Origin of the sequence: Halosegnis marinus, assembly GCF_029338355.1 — an archaeon.
Classification (GTDB): domain Archaea; phylum Halobacteriota; class Halobacteria; order Halobacteriales; family Haloarculaceae; genus Halosegnis; species Halosegnis marinus.
In genome coordinates, this window is the sequence record NZ_CP119802.1 from 998,115 (window position 1) to 1,010,407 (window position 12,293).

The window sequence follows — 12,293 nt, forward strand, 5'->3', positions numbered from 1 at the left end:
GCGGTTACCGCTCGCTCTCGGAGCGCGGGCCGCGCTCGGTCGCCAGCTCCGCGTACCGCGTCAGGAACGCCTCGCGGTCCGTCTCGCCCGCGCCGCTCTCGGCGAGCAGCGATTCGAGGTTGCCGCGGGGCTGGTGGTCGATGTCGCGGTGACACGGCTTGCAGAGGTACTCGAACTCCTTGTCCCGGCGGTCGTAGCGGTCGCCCTCCTTGTCGTACTCGCGCGCGTCGGTTCGGGACACGGTGTCGCCGCAGGCGATACAGGTCACCTGCGTAGCGCGGTCCCGGTTACCCCACATGGCTACCCCTTACAAGGGTGTTCACTTAGGGGTTCCTGCCGGGCTGACGCCCGTCTGACAGGGGGACGCCGACGCCGTCACCGCAGGTCGCGCGCGGCCTCCCACGCGCGAACCAGCCGGGCGGTCGTGGCGTTGACCGGCGTCTCGACGCCGTAGCCGGCGACGAACCCCGAGATGGCGTCCACCTCGGTCCGGCGGCCGGCCTCCACGTCCTGCAGCATCGAGGAACGGTTGGCGGCGGTGGCCTCGGCGACGCGCTCGACGGCCGCGACGGCCGTTTCGTCGTCGAGGTCGAGCCCGTCGGCGCGGGCGACGCGGGCCGTCTCGCGGGCGGCGTCGCGGGCCACGCCGCCGGCGGGGCCGTCGAGGAGCGCGCCGTTCTCGACGCGGGCCAGCGCCGTCGTCGCGTTGATGCCGGCGTTGACCGCGAGCTTCTCCCACAGACGCAATGGCATGTCCTCGGCGACGGTCGTGTGGAGGCCGGCGGCGTCGAAGGCCGTGCCGACCCGGTCGGCGGCCTCGCTGGCACCCCCTCCGCGCGCGCCGAGGACGACCTCCCCGACGCCGGTGCAGGCGACGACCCCCGGCTCGGTCAGTCGTGCGCCGTAGGTGCAGGTGCCGGCGAGGACGGGACAGTCGAGGTCGGCGGCGAGCGTCGTCTCGTTTCCCATCCCGTTCTGGAGCGAGAGGCAGGCGTCGAGGGCGACGGGCGCGAGCGCCTCGGCCGCGGCGTCGGTGTCGAACGCCTTCGTCGTCACGACGGCGAGGTCGGCACTCGCGGGCGGGTCGGTGCGGGCGTCGGGGCGGACGCGCTCGTCGTACGCGCCGGTCAGTTCGAGGCCGCCCTCGCGGACCCGCGAGACGTGCGGCTCCCGGCCGACGAGCGTCACCTCGTGGGCGCGCGCGAGCAGGCCCCCCACGAGCGACCCCAGGCTCCCCGCGCCGAGGACGACGACGTGCATACGCGCAAGCTACGCGCCCGCGGGCAAAAACGGTCGGCTAGTCCTGCTGCCAGTAGTACAGCTCCTCGCCGGGCGCGCCGCAGGCGGGACAGGAATCGGGCATCTCGTTTAGCTCGCCGATCTCGCCGCACTCCCAGCAGCGCCACTGGAGCTCCTTGATACCGGCCGTGGTGCCGGCCTCGTGTTCGACGGACATGGCGACGACGCCGTCGGCCGTCGCGACGTAGAAGCCGTGCTCGTCGAGTCCCCGAACCCGACCGAGGCGGTTGCCGTCGTCGTCGTACACGCCCTCGCCCAGACTGACCGCGCGCTCGTCCATGGTTTCAACACCCATGGTAGATATTGCCACGAGAGGGCAAAAACCCACCTGCCGGCGCGCTCAGTCCTCCTCGGTCGTGGTCTCGTCGAGCTCCTTGTCGCCGACGTAGACGGCCGCGCCGTCCTGTGCCACCTTCTCCGCGAGCACGGCGCACTTGATTCGCATCGGGGATATCTCGACGCCGAGCATCTCGACCACGTCGTCGCGGTCCATCCCGCGCACCTCCGAGAGCGTCTTCCCGCGGAGTTCCCCCGACAGCATGCTGGCCGACGCCTGCGAGATGGCACAGCCGTCGCCGATGAAGGAGACGCCCTCGATGGTCTCGTCGTCGTCGGCCAGTTTGACGAACATCTTGATGGTGTCGCCGCACATCGGGTTCTCGCCGACGTGCTCGAAGCTCGCCCCCTCCATCTCGCCGTAGTTCCGGGGGTTCTTGTAGTGGTCCAGTATCTGCTGGCGGTACATGTCGGAGCCGGTTCCCATCGTTGTCACGTATTGGTGAATGGCGTGCAAAAGGGTTGTGTGCGGCGACCCGCGCGGGAGAACGTACAAGGGTCGGCGGCCGCTCCCACGTGTATGCGCCCTCCACGCGTCGACCGCCGTACCGTCCTGCGGAGCCTTCCCGCCGCCGCCCTCGGCCTCGCCGGGGCGGACGTCGCGAGCGGGCAGGAGTCGTTCGCCCCCGCGGGCAGCGTCGTCGTCCGTGACGCGACCGAGGCGGTCGTCGACGACGACGGCGTCCACGTCTACGTCGCCGCGGACGACGGACTCGCCGTCGTGGACGTCTCCGACCCCGCCGAGCCGACCGTCGTCGCGGAGCGCCCCCGCCTCGAAGTCGACGGCGAGCGGGTCCGCGGCTACGCCGACTGCGTCCGCTCGGGGGTCCGCCTCGTGCTCGCCGGGCCGGCGTCGTCACGGGCCCGGGTCCCGTCCGGCGCGGTCGTCTTCGACGTGTCCGAGCCGGCGAAGCCGGTGCGCACCGGGACCGTCCGAACCGACCACGCCGTCCACAACGCCGCGCTCTCCGGCGACACGCTGTTCGCGACCGGGACCGGCCTCACGGACGAACCCGTGGTCGCGTACGACGTCACCGACGGGACGGAGCTGGGCCGCTGGTCCGTGACCGACGCCGGCTACGACGGCGTCCCCGGCGTGTTCCGGTCGTGTCACGACGTGACCGCGGTCGGCGGGACGCTGTTCGTCTCCCAGTGGGACGCCGGGACGTGGCTCGTCGACGCGAGCGACCCCGCGGCGATGACGGCCGTCGGGCAGGTCGGAGGGCGGCCGGCCGCCGAGTTGCGGGAGATACCGAGCGACGAGACGCTCGCGGAGGCGTACGAGATGCCCGGGAACCACCACAACGCGGCGCTCCACCCGGACGGGGAGCTGCTCGCGGTCGGCCACGAGGCGTTCGACCTACCGACCGACCGCGTCGGCGCCCCCGCCGGCATCGGGCTGTGGGACGTGTCGGACCCGAGCGCGCCCGAGCGCGTCTCGTCGCTGCGCCCGCCGGCCGTCGGCGAGCGGATGACCACCGCGCACAACTGTACGTGGCGCGGCGACCGGCTGTACGCCTCCTTCTACCACGGGGGCGTCCGCGTGTACGACCTCGCGGACCCCGCGGAGCCGCGCCGGCTGGCGGCGTGGTCGGACCCCGGGAACGCGAGCTTCTGGACGGCGGTCCCCGTCGCCGAGGGGTTCGCCGCGTCGTCGATGGCGCTCGGCGACGGAACCCCCGCGGCGCTGTACACGTTCCCCGAACCCGACGGCGAGGGGGAACCCGCCGAGACGGGGCTGTGGCCCGGCCGGGACACGATGGCGACGCCCACACCCACGCCGACCGCGACACCGACGCCAACGCCGACCGCGACACCGACACCGACCGCGACCGCCACCGAGACGGCAACGGCGACGGAGACGCCCGGTCAGCCCGGCTTCGGCGCGCTGGCGACGCTGGCGGCCGGCGGCGCGGCGCTCGCGCGGCTGCTCGGTCGCCAGAACGGGGAGGAGTGAGCGGGAGTCAGGCGAACAGCTGTCGGGCCTCGTCGACGGCGTCGACGAGCGCGTCCACCTCCTCGCGGGTGTTGTAGAGGTAGAAGGAGGCGCGGGCCGACGCGGTCGCGCCGAGCACGTCGTGGAGCGGCTGGGTGCAGTGGTCGCCCGCGCGGATCGCGACGCCGTAGTCGTTCACGATGGAGGAGAGGTCGTGGGCGTGGACGCCGTCGACGTTGAACGCGACGAGCGGGCCGCGGTCGTCGGCCGGCGGGCCGTACACCTCGACGTCGTCGGAGGCCGTGAGTTCCTCGTGGGCGTAGCGGGCGAGGTCGGTGCTGTGGCGGTGGACGCGCTCCATCCCCACGTCGTCGAGGTAGTCGCACGCCTCGGCGAGGGCGATGCCCTGCGCGATGGGCGGCGTGCCGGCCTCGAACTTCCACGGGAGTTCGTGCCACGACGAGTCCTCGAAGGTGACCTTCGATATCATCATCCCGCCGTAGAGGTACGGGTCCATCTCCTCCAGCAGGTGTTCCTTCCCGTACAGCACCCCGACGCCGGTCGGGCCGCACATCTTGTGGCCCGAGAAGGCGAAGAAGTCGCAGTCCATCGCCTTCACGTCCACCGGCTGGTGGGGCACGGACTGCGCGCCGTCCACGAAGATATAGGAGCCGTGGTCGTGGGCGATGTCGGCGAGTTCGCGCACGGGGTTGACCGTGCCGAGGGTGTTCGAGGCGTGGACGACGCTCACCATCTCCGTGTCGTCGGTGATGAGGTCGCGGGCCGCTTCCATGTCGAGGTAGCCGTCGTCGGTGATGGGGATGTACTTGCACTCCGCGCCGGTCCGCCGGGCTATCTGTTGCCACGTCACCAGCGAGGCGTGGTGTTCCATCTCCGTGAGGACGACCTCGTCGCCGGGGCCGAGTTCGTTCAGCCCCCACGCGTACGCGACGGTGTTCATCGACTCGGTGGTGTTCTTCGTGAAGACTATCTCCTCGCGCCTGTCCGTGCCGACGAACTCGCCGACCGTGTCGTGGGCCTCCTCGTAGGCGATGGAGGCCTCCTGGCTGAGGCTGTGGATGCCCCGGTGGACGTTGGCGTTGTAGCGGTAGTAGTAGTCCGTGATGGACTCGACGACCCGCTTCGGGGTCTGCGAGGTCGCCGCGTTGTCGAGATAGACGAGCGGCGTCCCGTCGAACTCCCGGTCGAGGACCGGGAAGTCCTCGCGCAGGGCCGCGACGTCGAGCGTCTCGGAGTGCACTCCCATTGTCCGAATTACGGTTTCGCGGGGTAAGGCTCCTGCGGTCAGCCGTCGAGCGCGCCGCTGCGCGCCCGCCCGGTCCAGCGCGGGCCGGCCCGCCGGTAGAGCGCGAAGCCGACGCCGCCGGCGACGAGCGAGACGCCGACGGCGAGGCCGGCGACGAGCGTCGGGTCGAGCGGGTAGGCGATGGCGAGGACGACGAGCGGGAGCAGGACGGCCATCATCGCGGCGGTGAACGCGGCGAACACCGGGGTGTCGAACAGCAGTTCGGTGGGGCGGAGGCCGGCGACGTACGCCGTCACGCCGAACACGTACAGCGAGACGGGGAGGTACACCGCGGCCCCGACGACGAGCGACCCCAGCCCGAACACGGCCGCGCCGAGCGCGAGGTAGAACAGGCCCGCGGGCACCGCCAGCACGAGGAAGCCGTAGAGCTTCGCGCGGAACACCGCCGTCAGTTCGACGGGGTACGTGCCGAAGAAGTCGGCGTCGTCGTACTGACACAGCCAGTTGTAGGTGGTGAAGGCGCCGAGCGAGAGCACCGACGCGAGCGTCAGCCCCGGCGAGGGCGCGACGGGGACGATGTCGGGGAGGTAGCCGAGCAGGACGGCCACGACGCCGAAGACCAGCCCCTGCGAGAACAGCACCTTCCACAGCCCCCCGGAGGAACGCGCCACGTCGAGCAGCGACTTCGCGAGCAGGCCCTGTCGGTCGGCGCGGCCGAGCCGGCCGTGGAGCGCGCGGAACTGATTGGCCGCGGTGCGGGCGGGCGTCCGGCGGTCGAACTCGAACAGCGCGAAGCCGACGGCGGAGCCGACGACGGGGACGGCGAGGCTGACGGCGATGCCGGCCGGGGTGGGCGCGGCGAACAGGCCGTAGGGAGTGAGCGCGGCCGCGAGGTCCGGACGGAGGACGCCCCCGACGAGCAGGGCGACGGCGACGGCTATCGCCGCGAGGCGGGCGCGGGTCGCCAGCCCGACGAGCAACAGCGAGAGGCCGACGCCGAAGCCGAACGCGAGCCACGCCGTCGCGAGCAGGCGCGGGACGGCCGCGAGCGGGAGGTCGGCGAGGACGACGAGCGGGAGCGTCCCGACGACGAGCGGCGCGATGAACAGTATCGCGTAGTAGAGCACGTCCTTCACGACGAAGACGAGGAGGAGGCGGCGCTCGCTCACGGGGAGGGTGCGCGCGGAGTAGACGAGCAGGGTGGTGTCGCCGAGGAGGTTCTCGAGCGCGTCGCGGCCCACGAGGCCGATGCTCCCGACCTGGAGGCCGACGAGCGCGACGACGACGTGGAGCCCCGCGAGCAGGGTGGTCTCGCTCGCCCCCGCGATGGCGAAGAACGTCGCGGTGCCGGCCGCGAGCAGGGTCAGGAACGCCGGGAAGAGGGCGAAGCGCGCGCCGCCGAACAGCCGCGAGTGCATCCGCCACTCCTCGCGGAGCATCTGGTCGAAGAGGTAGCGGACGGAGGTCATTCCTCACCCGCGAGCGCGGCCGGGTCGGCGGGGTCGACGGCCACGGAGTCGGCGTCCACGGTGGCGAAGAAGCGGTCGAGCAGCGTTTCGCCCCCGAGTTCCCGGGGGTCGAGGTCGTCGAGCAGGCGGCCGCGGTTCACGATGCCGACGCGGGTACACACCTCCTGTGCGGTGGCGATGAAGTGCGTCGAGAGGAACACGGTGTTGCCGTCGTCGGCGTACGACCGGAAGAACCGCTTCGCCCGCTCCTGGATGATGGGGTCGAGGTTCGTCAGCGGCTCGTCGATGAAGACGACCTCCGGCTCGTGGAGGAACGCCTGCGTGATGAGCGTCTTCTGGCGCTCCCCCTGCGAGAGGTCCGTACACAGCGTGTCGAGCTTCGACTCGAAGGCGAGGCGGTCGGCCCACCGCTCGACGCGCCCCTCGATGTCCGTGAGGTCGCGCGCCTCGGCGACGAAGTCGAAGTACTCGCGGACGGTGAGAAAGGAGGGCGGCCGGCCGTTCTCGGGGAGGATGCCGACGCGCTCGCGGGACCGCACCGGCTCCGCGACGGGGTCGACGCCGGCGACGCGGGCCGTCCCCTCGTCGGGCACGAGTTGGCCGGTGAGGATGTTGATGGTCGTGGACTTGCCGGCCCCGTTCGGGCCGAGGAAGCCGAACAGCTCCCCCCGCGGGACGGTGAGGTCGAGCGCGTCGAGCGCGGTCACCTCCCCGTAGCGCTTGGTGAGGCCGTCGGCCTCGATGGCGGGTTCGCTCATTGGCCGGGGTACGGCCGACCGGTATCTAAAACCGCCGTCCGGTCACGCCGGGTCGGCGACGTACTTCCGGGTACCCCACGCCGCGAGCGCGGGGACGCGCGAGACGAGCGCCATCCCGAGGCGGGTGGACAGGTCGGCGTACACCCTCGCGTCGGTCGATTCCACCTTCGCGGCGAGCTTCCGCCCCACCGCCTCCGGCTCCTGTACCGCGGCGGCGGGATAGTCGAGGACGGCCGCGCCGGGGGTCGCGGTCGCCGGCGGGTACATCAGCGTGAACGCGACGCCCGAGTGCCGGAGCTCCGAGCGGAGCGAGCGCGCGAGCGCCGCTATCGCCCCCTTCGAGGCCGCGTAGCCGGAGAGTCCGGGGTGGCCGACGGCGGCGACGCCGGAACACATGTTGTGGACGATGCCGCTCCCCCGCTCGCGCATGTGGGGGAGGACCGCCCGGATGGTCCGCACGTAGCCGAGGTAGTTCACGTCGAGTTCCTCGCGGATGTCGGCGAGCGTCCGCTCCTCGAACGGTGCGAGGGTCAACACGGCGGCGTTGTTGACGAGGATATCGACGCCGCCCCACGCGTCGACCACGTCGTCGACGGCCGCGCGGACCTCGGCATCGACGGTCACGTCGCAGTCGTACGCGCGGACGCCGTCGTCCCCGGCCGCGAGCGGCGCGAGGTTCGACGTGTCCGTATCGAAGCCGGCGACGCGGTAGCCGTCGTCGCGGAGCGCGCGGAGCAGGTGGTAGCCGATGCCCCCGTTCGCCCCGGTGACGACGACGACCCGGCCGCTGTCGGTACGCATGACGGTACACGGAGGCTTCGGGAGAGAATGAGCCTGTCGTCGCCTCAGACGCCCTCGACCAGCCGTTTCAGCTGTGCGGGCGGCACCGCGCCGCGCGCGCCGTAGCCGTCGTACGCGAACGTCGGAACGCCCGTGACGCCCTGCTCGTGGGCCTCCTCGAACAGCCCCCGGACGCGCTCGCGCAGGTCGTCGTCCGCGACCGCCGCACGCACGTCCTCGGGGTCGACCCCCGCCTCCTCGGCGATGTCGGCGAGCACGTCGGCGTCGCCGATGTCGCGCCCCTCGGTCCACAGTGCCTCGAACACGCCCCAGTCGAAGGCGAGCCACGTCTCGTAGTCGTAGCCCTCGCGGAGGGCGACGGAGGCGACCTGCGCCGGCAGGGAGTCGACGTCCGTGGCGATTTCGAGGTCCATCTCGACGCCGTACTCCTCCTGGAGGCGGCGGACGTTCTCCTTGGCCTGCTCGTAGTAGTCGTCGTCCTTCCCGTCGTCGACGGAGTGGTCGATGCTCCCGTCGGGGTTGCGCTTCTGTGCCCGCAGGTCGAACGGGTGCCACTTTATCTCCAGCGGCTCCTCGCGCGTCTCCAGGTACTGGTCGAGGGAGTGGCGGCCCAGGTAACAGAACGGGCAGACGTAGTCCGAGAACACCGTTATCGTCTCCGTCGCGTCGGTCTCGCTCATACCCGCCCGAGGCGCTCGGCGCGGAAAGGCGACTCGCCACCGGCCGGCCTCGCCGACCGCGGCAGCCTACGCCTCGACGGCCGCGTCGGTGTGCGATTCGAGGAAGGCGACCACGTCCGCCGCCCCCTGGAACCCCTCGGCCTTGCGGGCGACCTCCTCGCCGTCGCGGAAGAGCAGCAGCGTCGGCACCGAGCGCACGTCGAACCGGCCGACGAGGGGCGCGTCGTCGCGGGGGTTGAGCAGCCCGACGGCCACGTCGGTGGCCCGCGCGACGTTGCCGAGCACCGGCTCCATCGCCGCACACATCGCACACCCCTCCGTGTAGAACTCCACGAGCGCGAGGTCGTGGGCGGCCACGAAGGCGTCCAGCGCGTCGCCGTCGGCGAGGCGTTCGGGTCTGGCGTCGGCGTCCATACCCCGACGAGGGTGTCGCCTGACAAGAACGTTGGCCGGGTGTGTGAGCGCCGCGCCCGCCTCGTCGCGCGATGGCACGGCGCTCGCCCGGCGTGGTTCCCGCAGCACCGAACGGCATTTCCCCGCCGGCCCGCTTGCGCGGGTATGGACGACGCGGACGCGCTCGGCCCCCCGGCGAAGATGCGCGAGCGGCGCGGGGAACTCACGCCGATGCTGTCGCAGTACCTCGACCTCTGCGAGCGGTACCCCGACTCGCTCGTGCTGTTCCAGGTGGGCGACTTCTACGAGACGTTCTGCGAGGCGGCCGAGGTCACGGCGCGCCTGCTCGAAATCACGCTGACGAAGCGGGAGGACTCGACCGGCCGGTACCCGATGGCCGGCATCCCCGTCGACAGCGCGGAGAGCTACATCGAGACGCTGCTGGACGCCGGCTACCGCGTGGCCGTCGCCGACCAGGTGCAAGAGCCCTCCGAGACGACGGGCGTCGTGGACCGGGCCGTCACCCGCATCGTGACGCCGGGAACCCTCACCGAGGACGCCTTCCTCGACGACGACAACGTCTTCGTCGCGGCGCTGGCCGACGGCGACGACCACGGGGCCGAGCGGGGCCTCGCCGTCCTCGACGTGTCGACTGGCGACTTCTACGCGACCGGGGGCGAGGCCGGGGCCGTCGCCGACGAGATACAGCGGTTCGCGCCCGCGGAGGCGGTCATCGCGCCCGGCCTCTCCGCCGACGCGTTCGACGGGGGGACGATGGTGACGCCGTTCCGCCCCGACGCCTTCGACCCCGAGCGGGCGGGCGGGAAGGTGGCCGACTACTTCGGCGACCCCGACACCGTTCTCGGGAGCACGGCCGAGGTGCGCGCCTGTGGCGCGCTGCTCGCGTACGCCGAGTACACCCGCGCCGGGGAGGCCGACCGCCTCGACTACCTGAACCACCTGACGCGGTACGACCCCCGCGAGTACCTCCTGCTGGACGCGACGGCGCTGCGCTCGCTCGAACTGTTCGAGCGGCGCGCGCTCGGCGGCGAGGCGAGCGCGACGCTGTTCGACACCGTGAACGAGACGGCCTCGGCGCTCGGCGCGCGACGGCTGACCGACTGGCTCCGCCGGCCCCTGCTGGACGAGGGCGAAATCGCGGCCCGGCACGACGCCGTCGGCGAACTCGTCTCGGACGTGGTGACCCGCGAGTCGCTCCACGACGACCTGCGGGACGTGTACGACGTGGAACGGCTGGTGTCGCGGGTGTCGCGCGGCCGGGCGAACGCCCGCGACCTCCGCTCGCTGAAGTCGACGCTCGACGTGGTGCCGCGGCTCCGCGAGGCGCTGTCCGACGCCGACAGCGACCGCCTGCGCGACCTCCGCGAGCGGCTGGACCCCTGCGAGGACGTGCGTGCGAGAATCGGGAGCGCGCTCGTGGCCGAGCCGCCCATCGAACTCACGGAGGGCGGCCTCATCGACGAGGGGTACGACGCCGACCTCGACGACCTGCGCGCGACGGAGCGGGAGGGGAAGGCGTGGATAGACGACCTCGAAGCCGACGAGCGCGAGCGCACCGGCATCGACTCGCTGAAGGTCGGCGTCAATCAGGTCCACGGCTACTACATCGAGGTGACGAACCCCAACCTGGACGCCGTGCCGGACGACTACCAGCGCCGGCAGACGCTGAAGAACAGCGAGCGGTTCGTCACGCCGGAACTGAAGGAGCGCGAGGAGGAGATAGTGACCGCCGAGGAGCGGGCCGACGACCTCGAGTACGCGCTGTTCACCGACCTGCGCGACGAGGTGGCGGCGGAGACGGAGCGGATACAGGCCGTCGCGGACGCGCTCGCGGCGCTGGACGCGCTCCAGTCGCTCGCCACCGTCGCCGCGGAGCGCGACTACACCCGGCCCGAACTGGGCGCGGACGGCTTCCACATCGAGGGGGGGCGCCACCCGGTCGTGGAGCGCACCCAGCCGAACTTCGTGCCGAACCCGACCGACCTCGACCGCGGCACCGTCGCCGTGATTACGGGCCCGAACATGGCCGGGAAGTCGACGTACATGCGGCAGGTCGCGCTGATACAGGTGCTCGTGCAGGCCGGGAGCTTCGTCCCGGCCGAGGCGGCGTCGCTCCCGGTCGTGGACCGCGTGTTCACCCGCGTCGGGGCCTCCGACGACATCGCGGGCGGGCGCTCGACGTTCATGGTCGAGATGACGGAACTGGCGACCATCCTGCGCGCGGCGAGCGAGGAGTCGCTCGTCCTGCTGGACGAGGTCGGTCGCGGGACCTCGACGACCGACGGGCTGGCGCTGGCGCGCGCGACGGTCGAGCACGTCCACGACGTCGTGGGCGCGACCACGCTCTTCGCCACCCACCACCACGAACTCACGGCGACGGCGGACCGGCTGGACCGCGCGCGGAACCTCCACTTCGCGGCCGACGGCACCGGTGAGGCGGTGGACTTCACCCACCGGCTGCGGGAGGGACCGGCCGGAGCCTCCTACGGCGTCGAGGTGGCCCGCTCGGCCGGCGTGCCGGACCCGGTCGTCTCCCGGGCGCACGAACTGCTGGACCGCGAGGGGGCGGCGGCGACCCCCGACGAACCGGCCGTCGCGGCCAACGGCGGCGTGGACGAGGCCGTCTTCGACCGCCTGCGCCGGACGGATATCGCGAACACGACGCCGCTGGAGGCACTCGACCTGCTCGCGGAGCTCAAGGCCGCGACCGACGAGTAGCCCCCGCCGGCGACTTATCCGCGTCGAGCGTGAAGCCCGGACGAATGCGCGCCTTCGTCTCGGCGGACCTCGACGACCTGACCGACGCGGTGGCGGCCACGCAGGAACCGCTCGACCACGCGGGCGTCGACCCCGTCGCGCCGGAGGGGGCCCACGTCACCGTGAAGTTCCTCGGCGAGGTCGACGACCCCGACCCGGTCGTCGCGGCGCTGGAGCGGGCCGTCGCCGACGCGGGCGTCGAGCCGTTCACGGCCGAGGTCGGCGGCTACGGGGTCTTCCCGTCGCCGGAGTACATCTCGGTGATATGGGCCGGCGTCCGCGGGGGGAGCGACGAACTGACGCGGCTGCACGAGGCCGTCGAGCGGGAAACGACGGCGCTGGGGTTCGACCCCGAGGAGCACGAGTTCACGCCGCACGTCACGCTCGCGCGGATGCGCGACGCCCGGTCGAAGTCCGTGATACGGGAGGTCGTGACGGAGCGCGACCCGACGCTCGGCGAGCAGCGCGTCGAGGAGCTCCGCCTCACCGAGTCGACGCTCACGGACGACGGCCCGCGCTACGAGACGGTGGCGCGGGTGCCGCTGTAGCGTTCGGCCCGCCTAAAAATATCGGGGA

The 12,293-nt window shown here is 72.1% G+C and carries 13 protein-coding genes; 3 read left to right on the top strand and 10 right to left on the bottom strand.

The genetic code is table 11. The features are described 5' to 3' along the window. Positions 1 to 4: 4 nt before the first annotated feature. From P2T37_RS05605 to P2T37_RS05620, 4 genes are all read right to left on the bottom strand, one after another. A complete protein-coding gene (locus P2T37_RS05605; RefSeq protein WP_276235813.1) occupies positions 5 to 298 on the bottom strand; it encodes a DUF7562 family protein in 294 nt (97 codons plus the stop codon). A gap of 77 nt (positions 299 to 375) precedes the next feature. After that, positions 376 to 1,260, bottom strand: a complete 885-nt coding sequence (locus P2T37_RS05610) for a ketopantoate reductase family protein (protein WP_276235814.1) — start codon at positions 1,258 to 1,260, stop codon at positions 376 to 378. A gap of 37 nt (positions 1,261 to 1,297) precedes the next feature. Continuing rightward, positions 1,298 to 1,594 carry a DUF7130 family rubredoxin-like protein gene (locus tag P2T37_RS05615; protein WP_276235815.1) on the bottom strand — a complete coding sequence of 99 codons (297 nt, stop codon included), beginning with the start codon at positions 1,592 to 1,594 and terminating at the stop codon, positions 1,298 to 1,300. Between the two features lie 45 nt (positions 1,595 to 1,639). Then, a complete protein-coding gene (locus tag P2T37_RS05620) occupies positions 1,640 to 2,062 on the bottom strand; it encodes an iron-sulfur cluster assembly scaffold protein (protein WP_276235816.1) in 423 nt (140 codons plus the stop codon). Between the two features lie 93 nt (positions 2,063 to 2,155). Between P2T37_RS05620 and P2T37_RS05625 the strand changes: the two genes are divergently transcribed. Then, on the top strand, positions 2,156 to 3,592 hold the full coding sequence (locus P2T37_RS05625; protein WP_276235817.1) for an LVIVD repeat-containing protein: 1,437 nt from the start codon (positions 2,156 to 2,158) through the stop codon (positions 3,590 to 3,592). A gap of 7 nt (positions 3,593 to 3,599) precedes the next feature. Here P2T37_RS05625 and P2T37_RS05630 read toward each other — a convergent pair whose 3' ends face one another. From P2T37_RS05630 to P2T37_RS05655, 6 genes are all read right to left on the bottom strand, one after another. Continuing rightward, on the bottom strand, positions 3,600 to 4,838 hold the full coding sequence (locus P2T37_RS05630) for an aminotransferase class V-fold PLP-dependent enzyme (RefSeq protein ID WP_276235818.1): 1,239 nt from the start codon (positions 4,836 to 4,838) through the stop codon (positions 3,600 to 3,602). 38 nt (positions 4,839 to 4,876) lie between these two features. After that, positions 4,877 to 6,307, bottom strand: coding sequence for a hypothetical protein (locus P2T37_RS05635; RefSeq protein ID WP_276235819.1), 1,431 nt, complete (start codon positions 6,305 to 6,307; stop codon positions 4,877 to 4,879). Further along, a complete protein-coding gene (locus tag P2T37_RS05640) occupies positions 6,304 to 7,065 on the bottom strand; it encodes an ABC transporter ATP-binding protein (protein ID WP_276235820.1) in 762 nt (253 codons plus the stop codon). The genes P2T37_RS05635 and P2T37_RS05640 overlap by 4 nt, the downstream gene beginning before the upstream one ends. Positions 7,066 to 7,107: 42 nt before the next feature. Further along, positions 7,108 to 7,866, bottom strand: coding sequence for an SDR family NAD(P)-dependent oxidoreductase (locus P2T37_RS05645; RefSeq protein WP_276235821.1), 759 nt, complete (start codon positions 7,864 to 7,866; stop codon positions 7,108 to 7,110). A 44-nt stretch (positions 7,867 to 7,910) separates the two neighbouring features. Beyond that, positions 7,911 to 8,546, bottom strand: a complete 636-nt coding sequence (locus tag P2T37_RS05650) for a DsbA family oxidoreductase (RefSeq protein WP_276235822.1) — start codon at positions 8,544 to 8,546, stop codon at positions 7,911 to 7,913. A gap of 66 nt (positions 8,547 to 8,612) precedes the next feature. Next, positions 8,613 to 8,960, bottom strand: coding sequence for a thioredoxin family protein (locus tag P2T37_RS05655; protein WP_276235823.1), 348 nt, complete (start codon positions 8,958 to 8,960; stop codon positions 8,613 to 8,615). Positions 8,961 to 9,104: 144 nt separating this feature from the next. Between P2T37_RS05655 and mutS the strand changes: the two genes are divergently transcribed. Both mutS and thpR read left to right on the top strand, forming a co-directional pair. Continuing rightward, positions 9,105 to 11,678 carry a DNA mismatch repair protein MutS gene (gene mutS / locus P2T37_RS05660; protein ID WP_276235824.1) on the top strand — a complete coding sequence of 858 codons (2,574 nt, stop codon included), beginning with the start codon at positions 9,105 to 9,107 and terminating at the stop codon, positions 11,676 to 11,678. A 44-nt stretch (positions 11,679 to 11,722) separates the two neighbouring features. Beyond that, on the top strand, positions 11,723 to 12,265 hold the full coding sequence (gene thpR / locus P2T37_RS05665) for an RNA 2',3'-cyclic phosphodiesterase (RefSeq protein WP_276235825.1): 543 nt from the start codon (positions 11,723 to 11,725) through the stop codon (positions 12,263 to 12,265). Positions 12,266 to 12,293 lie beyond the last annotated feature (28 nt).

What these genes read in the sequence shown, in the direction of transcription:
- P2T37_RS05605 (WP_276235813.1), bottom strand. Translation starts at nt 298, where the DNA reads ATGTGGGGTAACCGGGACCGCGCTACGCAGGTGACCTGTATCGCCTGC.
- P2T37_RS05610 (WP_276235814.1), bottom strand. Translation starts at nt 1,260, where the DNA reads ATGCACGTCGTCGTCCTCGGCGCGGGGAGCCTGGGGTCGCTCGTGGGG.
- P2T37_RS05615 (WP_276235815.1), bottom strand. Translation starts at nt 1,594, where the DNA reads ATGGGTGTTGAAACCATGGACGAGCGCGCGGTCAGTCTGGGCGAGGGC.
- P2T37_RS05620 (WP_276235816.1), bottom strand. Translation starts at nt 2,062, where the DNA reads ATGGGAACCGGCTCCGACATGTACCGCCAGCAGATACTGGACCACTAC.
- P2T37_RS05625 (WP_276235817.1), top strand. Translation starts at nt 2,156, where the DNA reads ATGCGCCCTCCACGCGTCGACCGCCGTACCGTCCTGCGGAGCCTTCCC.
- P2T37_RS05630 (WP_276235818.1), bottom strand. Translation starts at nt 4,838, where the DNA reads ATGGGAGTGCACTCCGAGACGCTCGACGTCGCGGCCCTGCGCGAGGAC.
- P2T37_RS05635 (WP_276235819.1), bottom strand. Translation starts at nt 6,307, where the DNA reads ATGACCTCCGTCCGCTACCTCTTCGACCAGATGCTCCGCGAGGAGTGG.
- P2T37_RS05640 (WP_276235820.1), bottom strand. Translation starts at nt 7,065, where the DNA reads ATGAGCGAACCCGCCATCGAGGCCGACGGCCTCACCAAGCGCTACGGG.
- P2T37_RS05645 (WP_276235821.1), bottom strand. Translation starts at nt 7,866, where the DNA reads ATGCGTACCGACAGCGGCCGGGTCGTCGTCGTCACCGGGGCGAACGGG.
- P2T37_RS05650 (WP_276235822.1), bottom strand. Translation starts at nt 8,546, where the DNA reads ATGAGCGAGACCGACGCGACGGAGACGATAACGGTGTTCTCGGACTAC.
- P2T37_RS05655 (WP_276235823.1), bottom strand. Translation starts at nt 8,960, where the DNA reads ATGGACGCCGACGCCAGACCCGAACGCCTCGCCGACGGCGACGCGCTG.
- mutS (WP_276235824.1), top strand. Translation starts at nt 9,105, where the DNA reads ATGGACGACGCGGACGCGCTCGGCCCCCCGGCGAAGATGCGCGAGCGG.
- thpR (WP_276235825.1), top strand. Translation starts at nt 11,723, where the DNA reads ATGCGCGCCTTCGTCTCGGCGGACCTCGACGACCTGACCGACGCGGTG.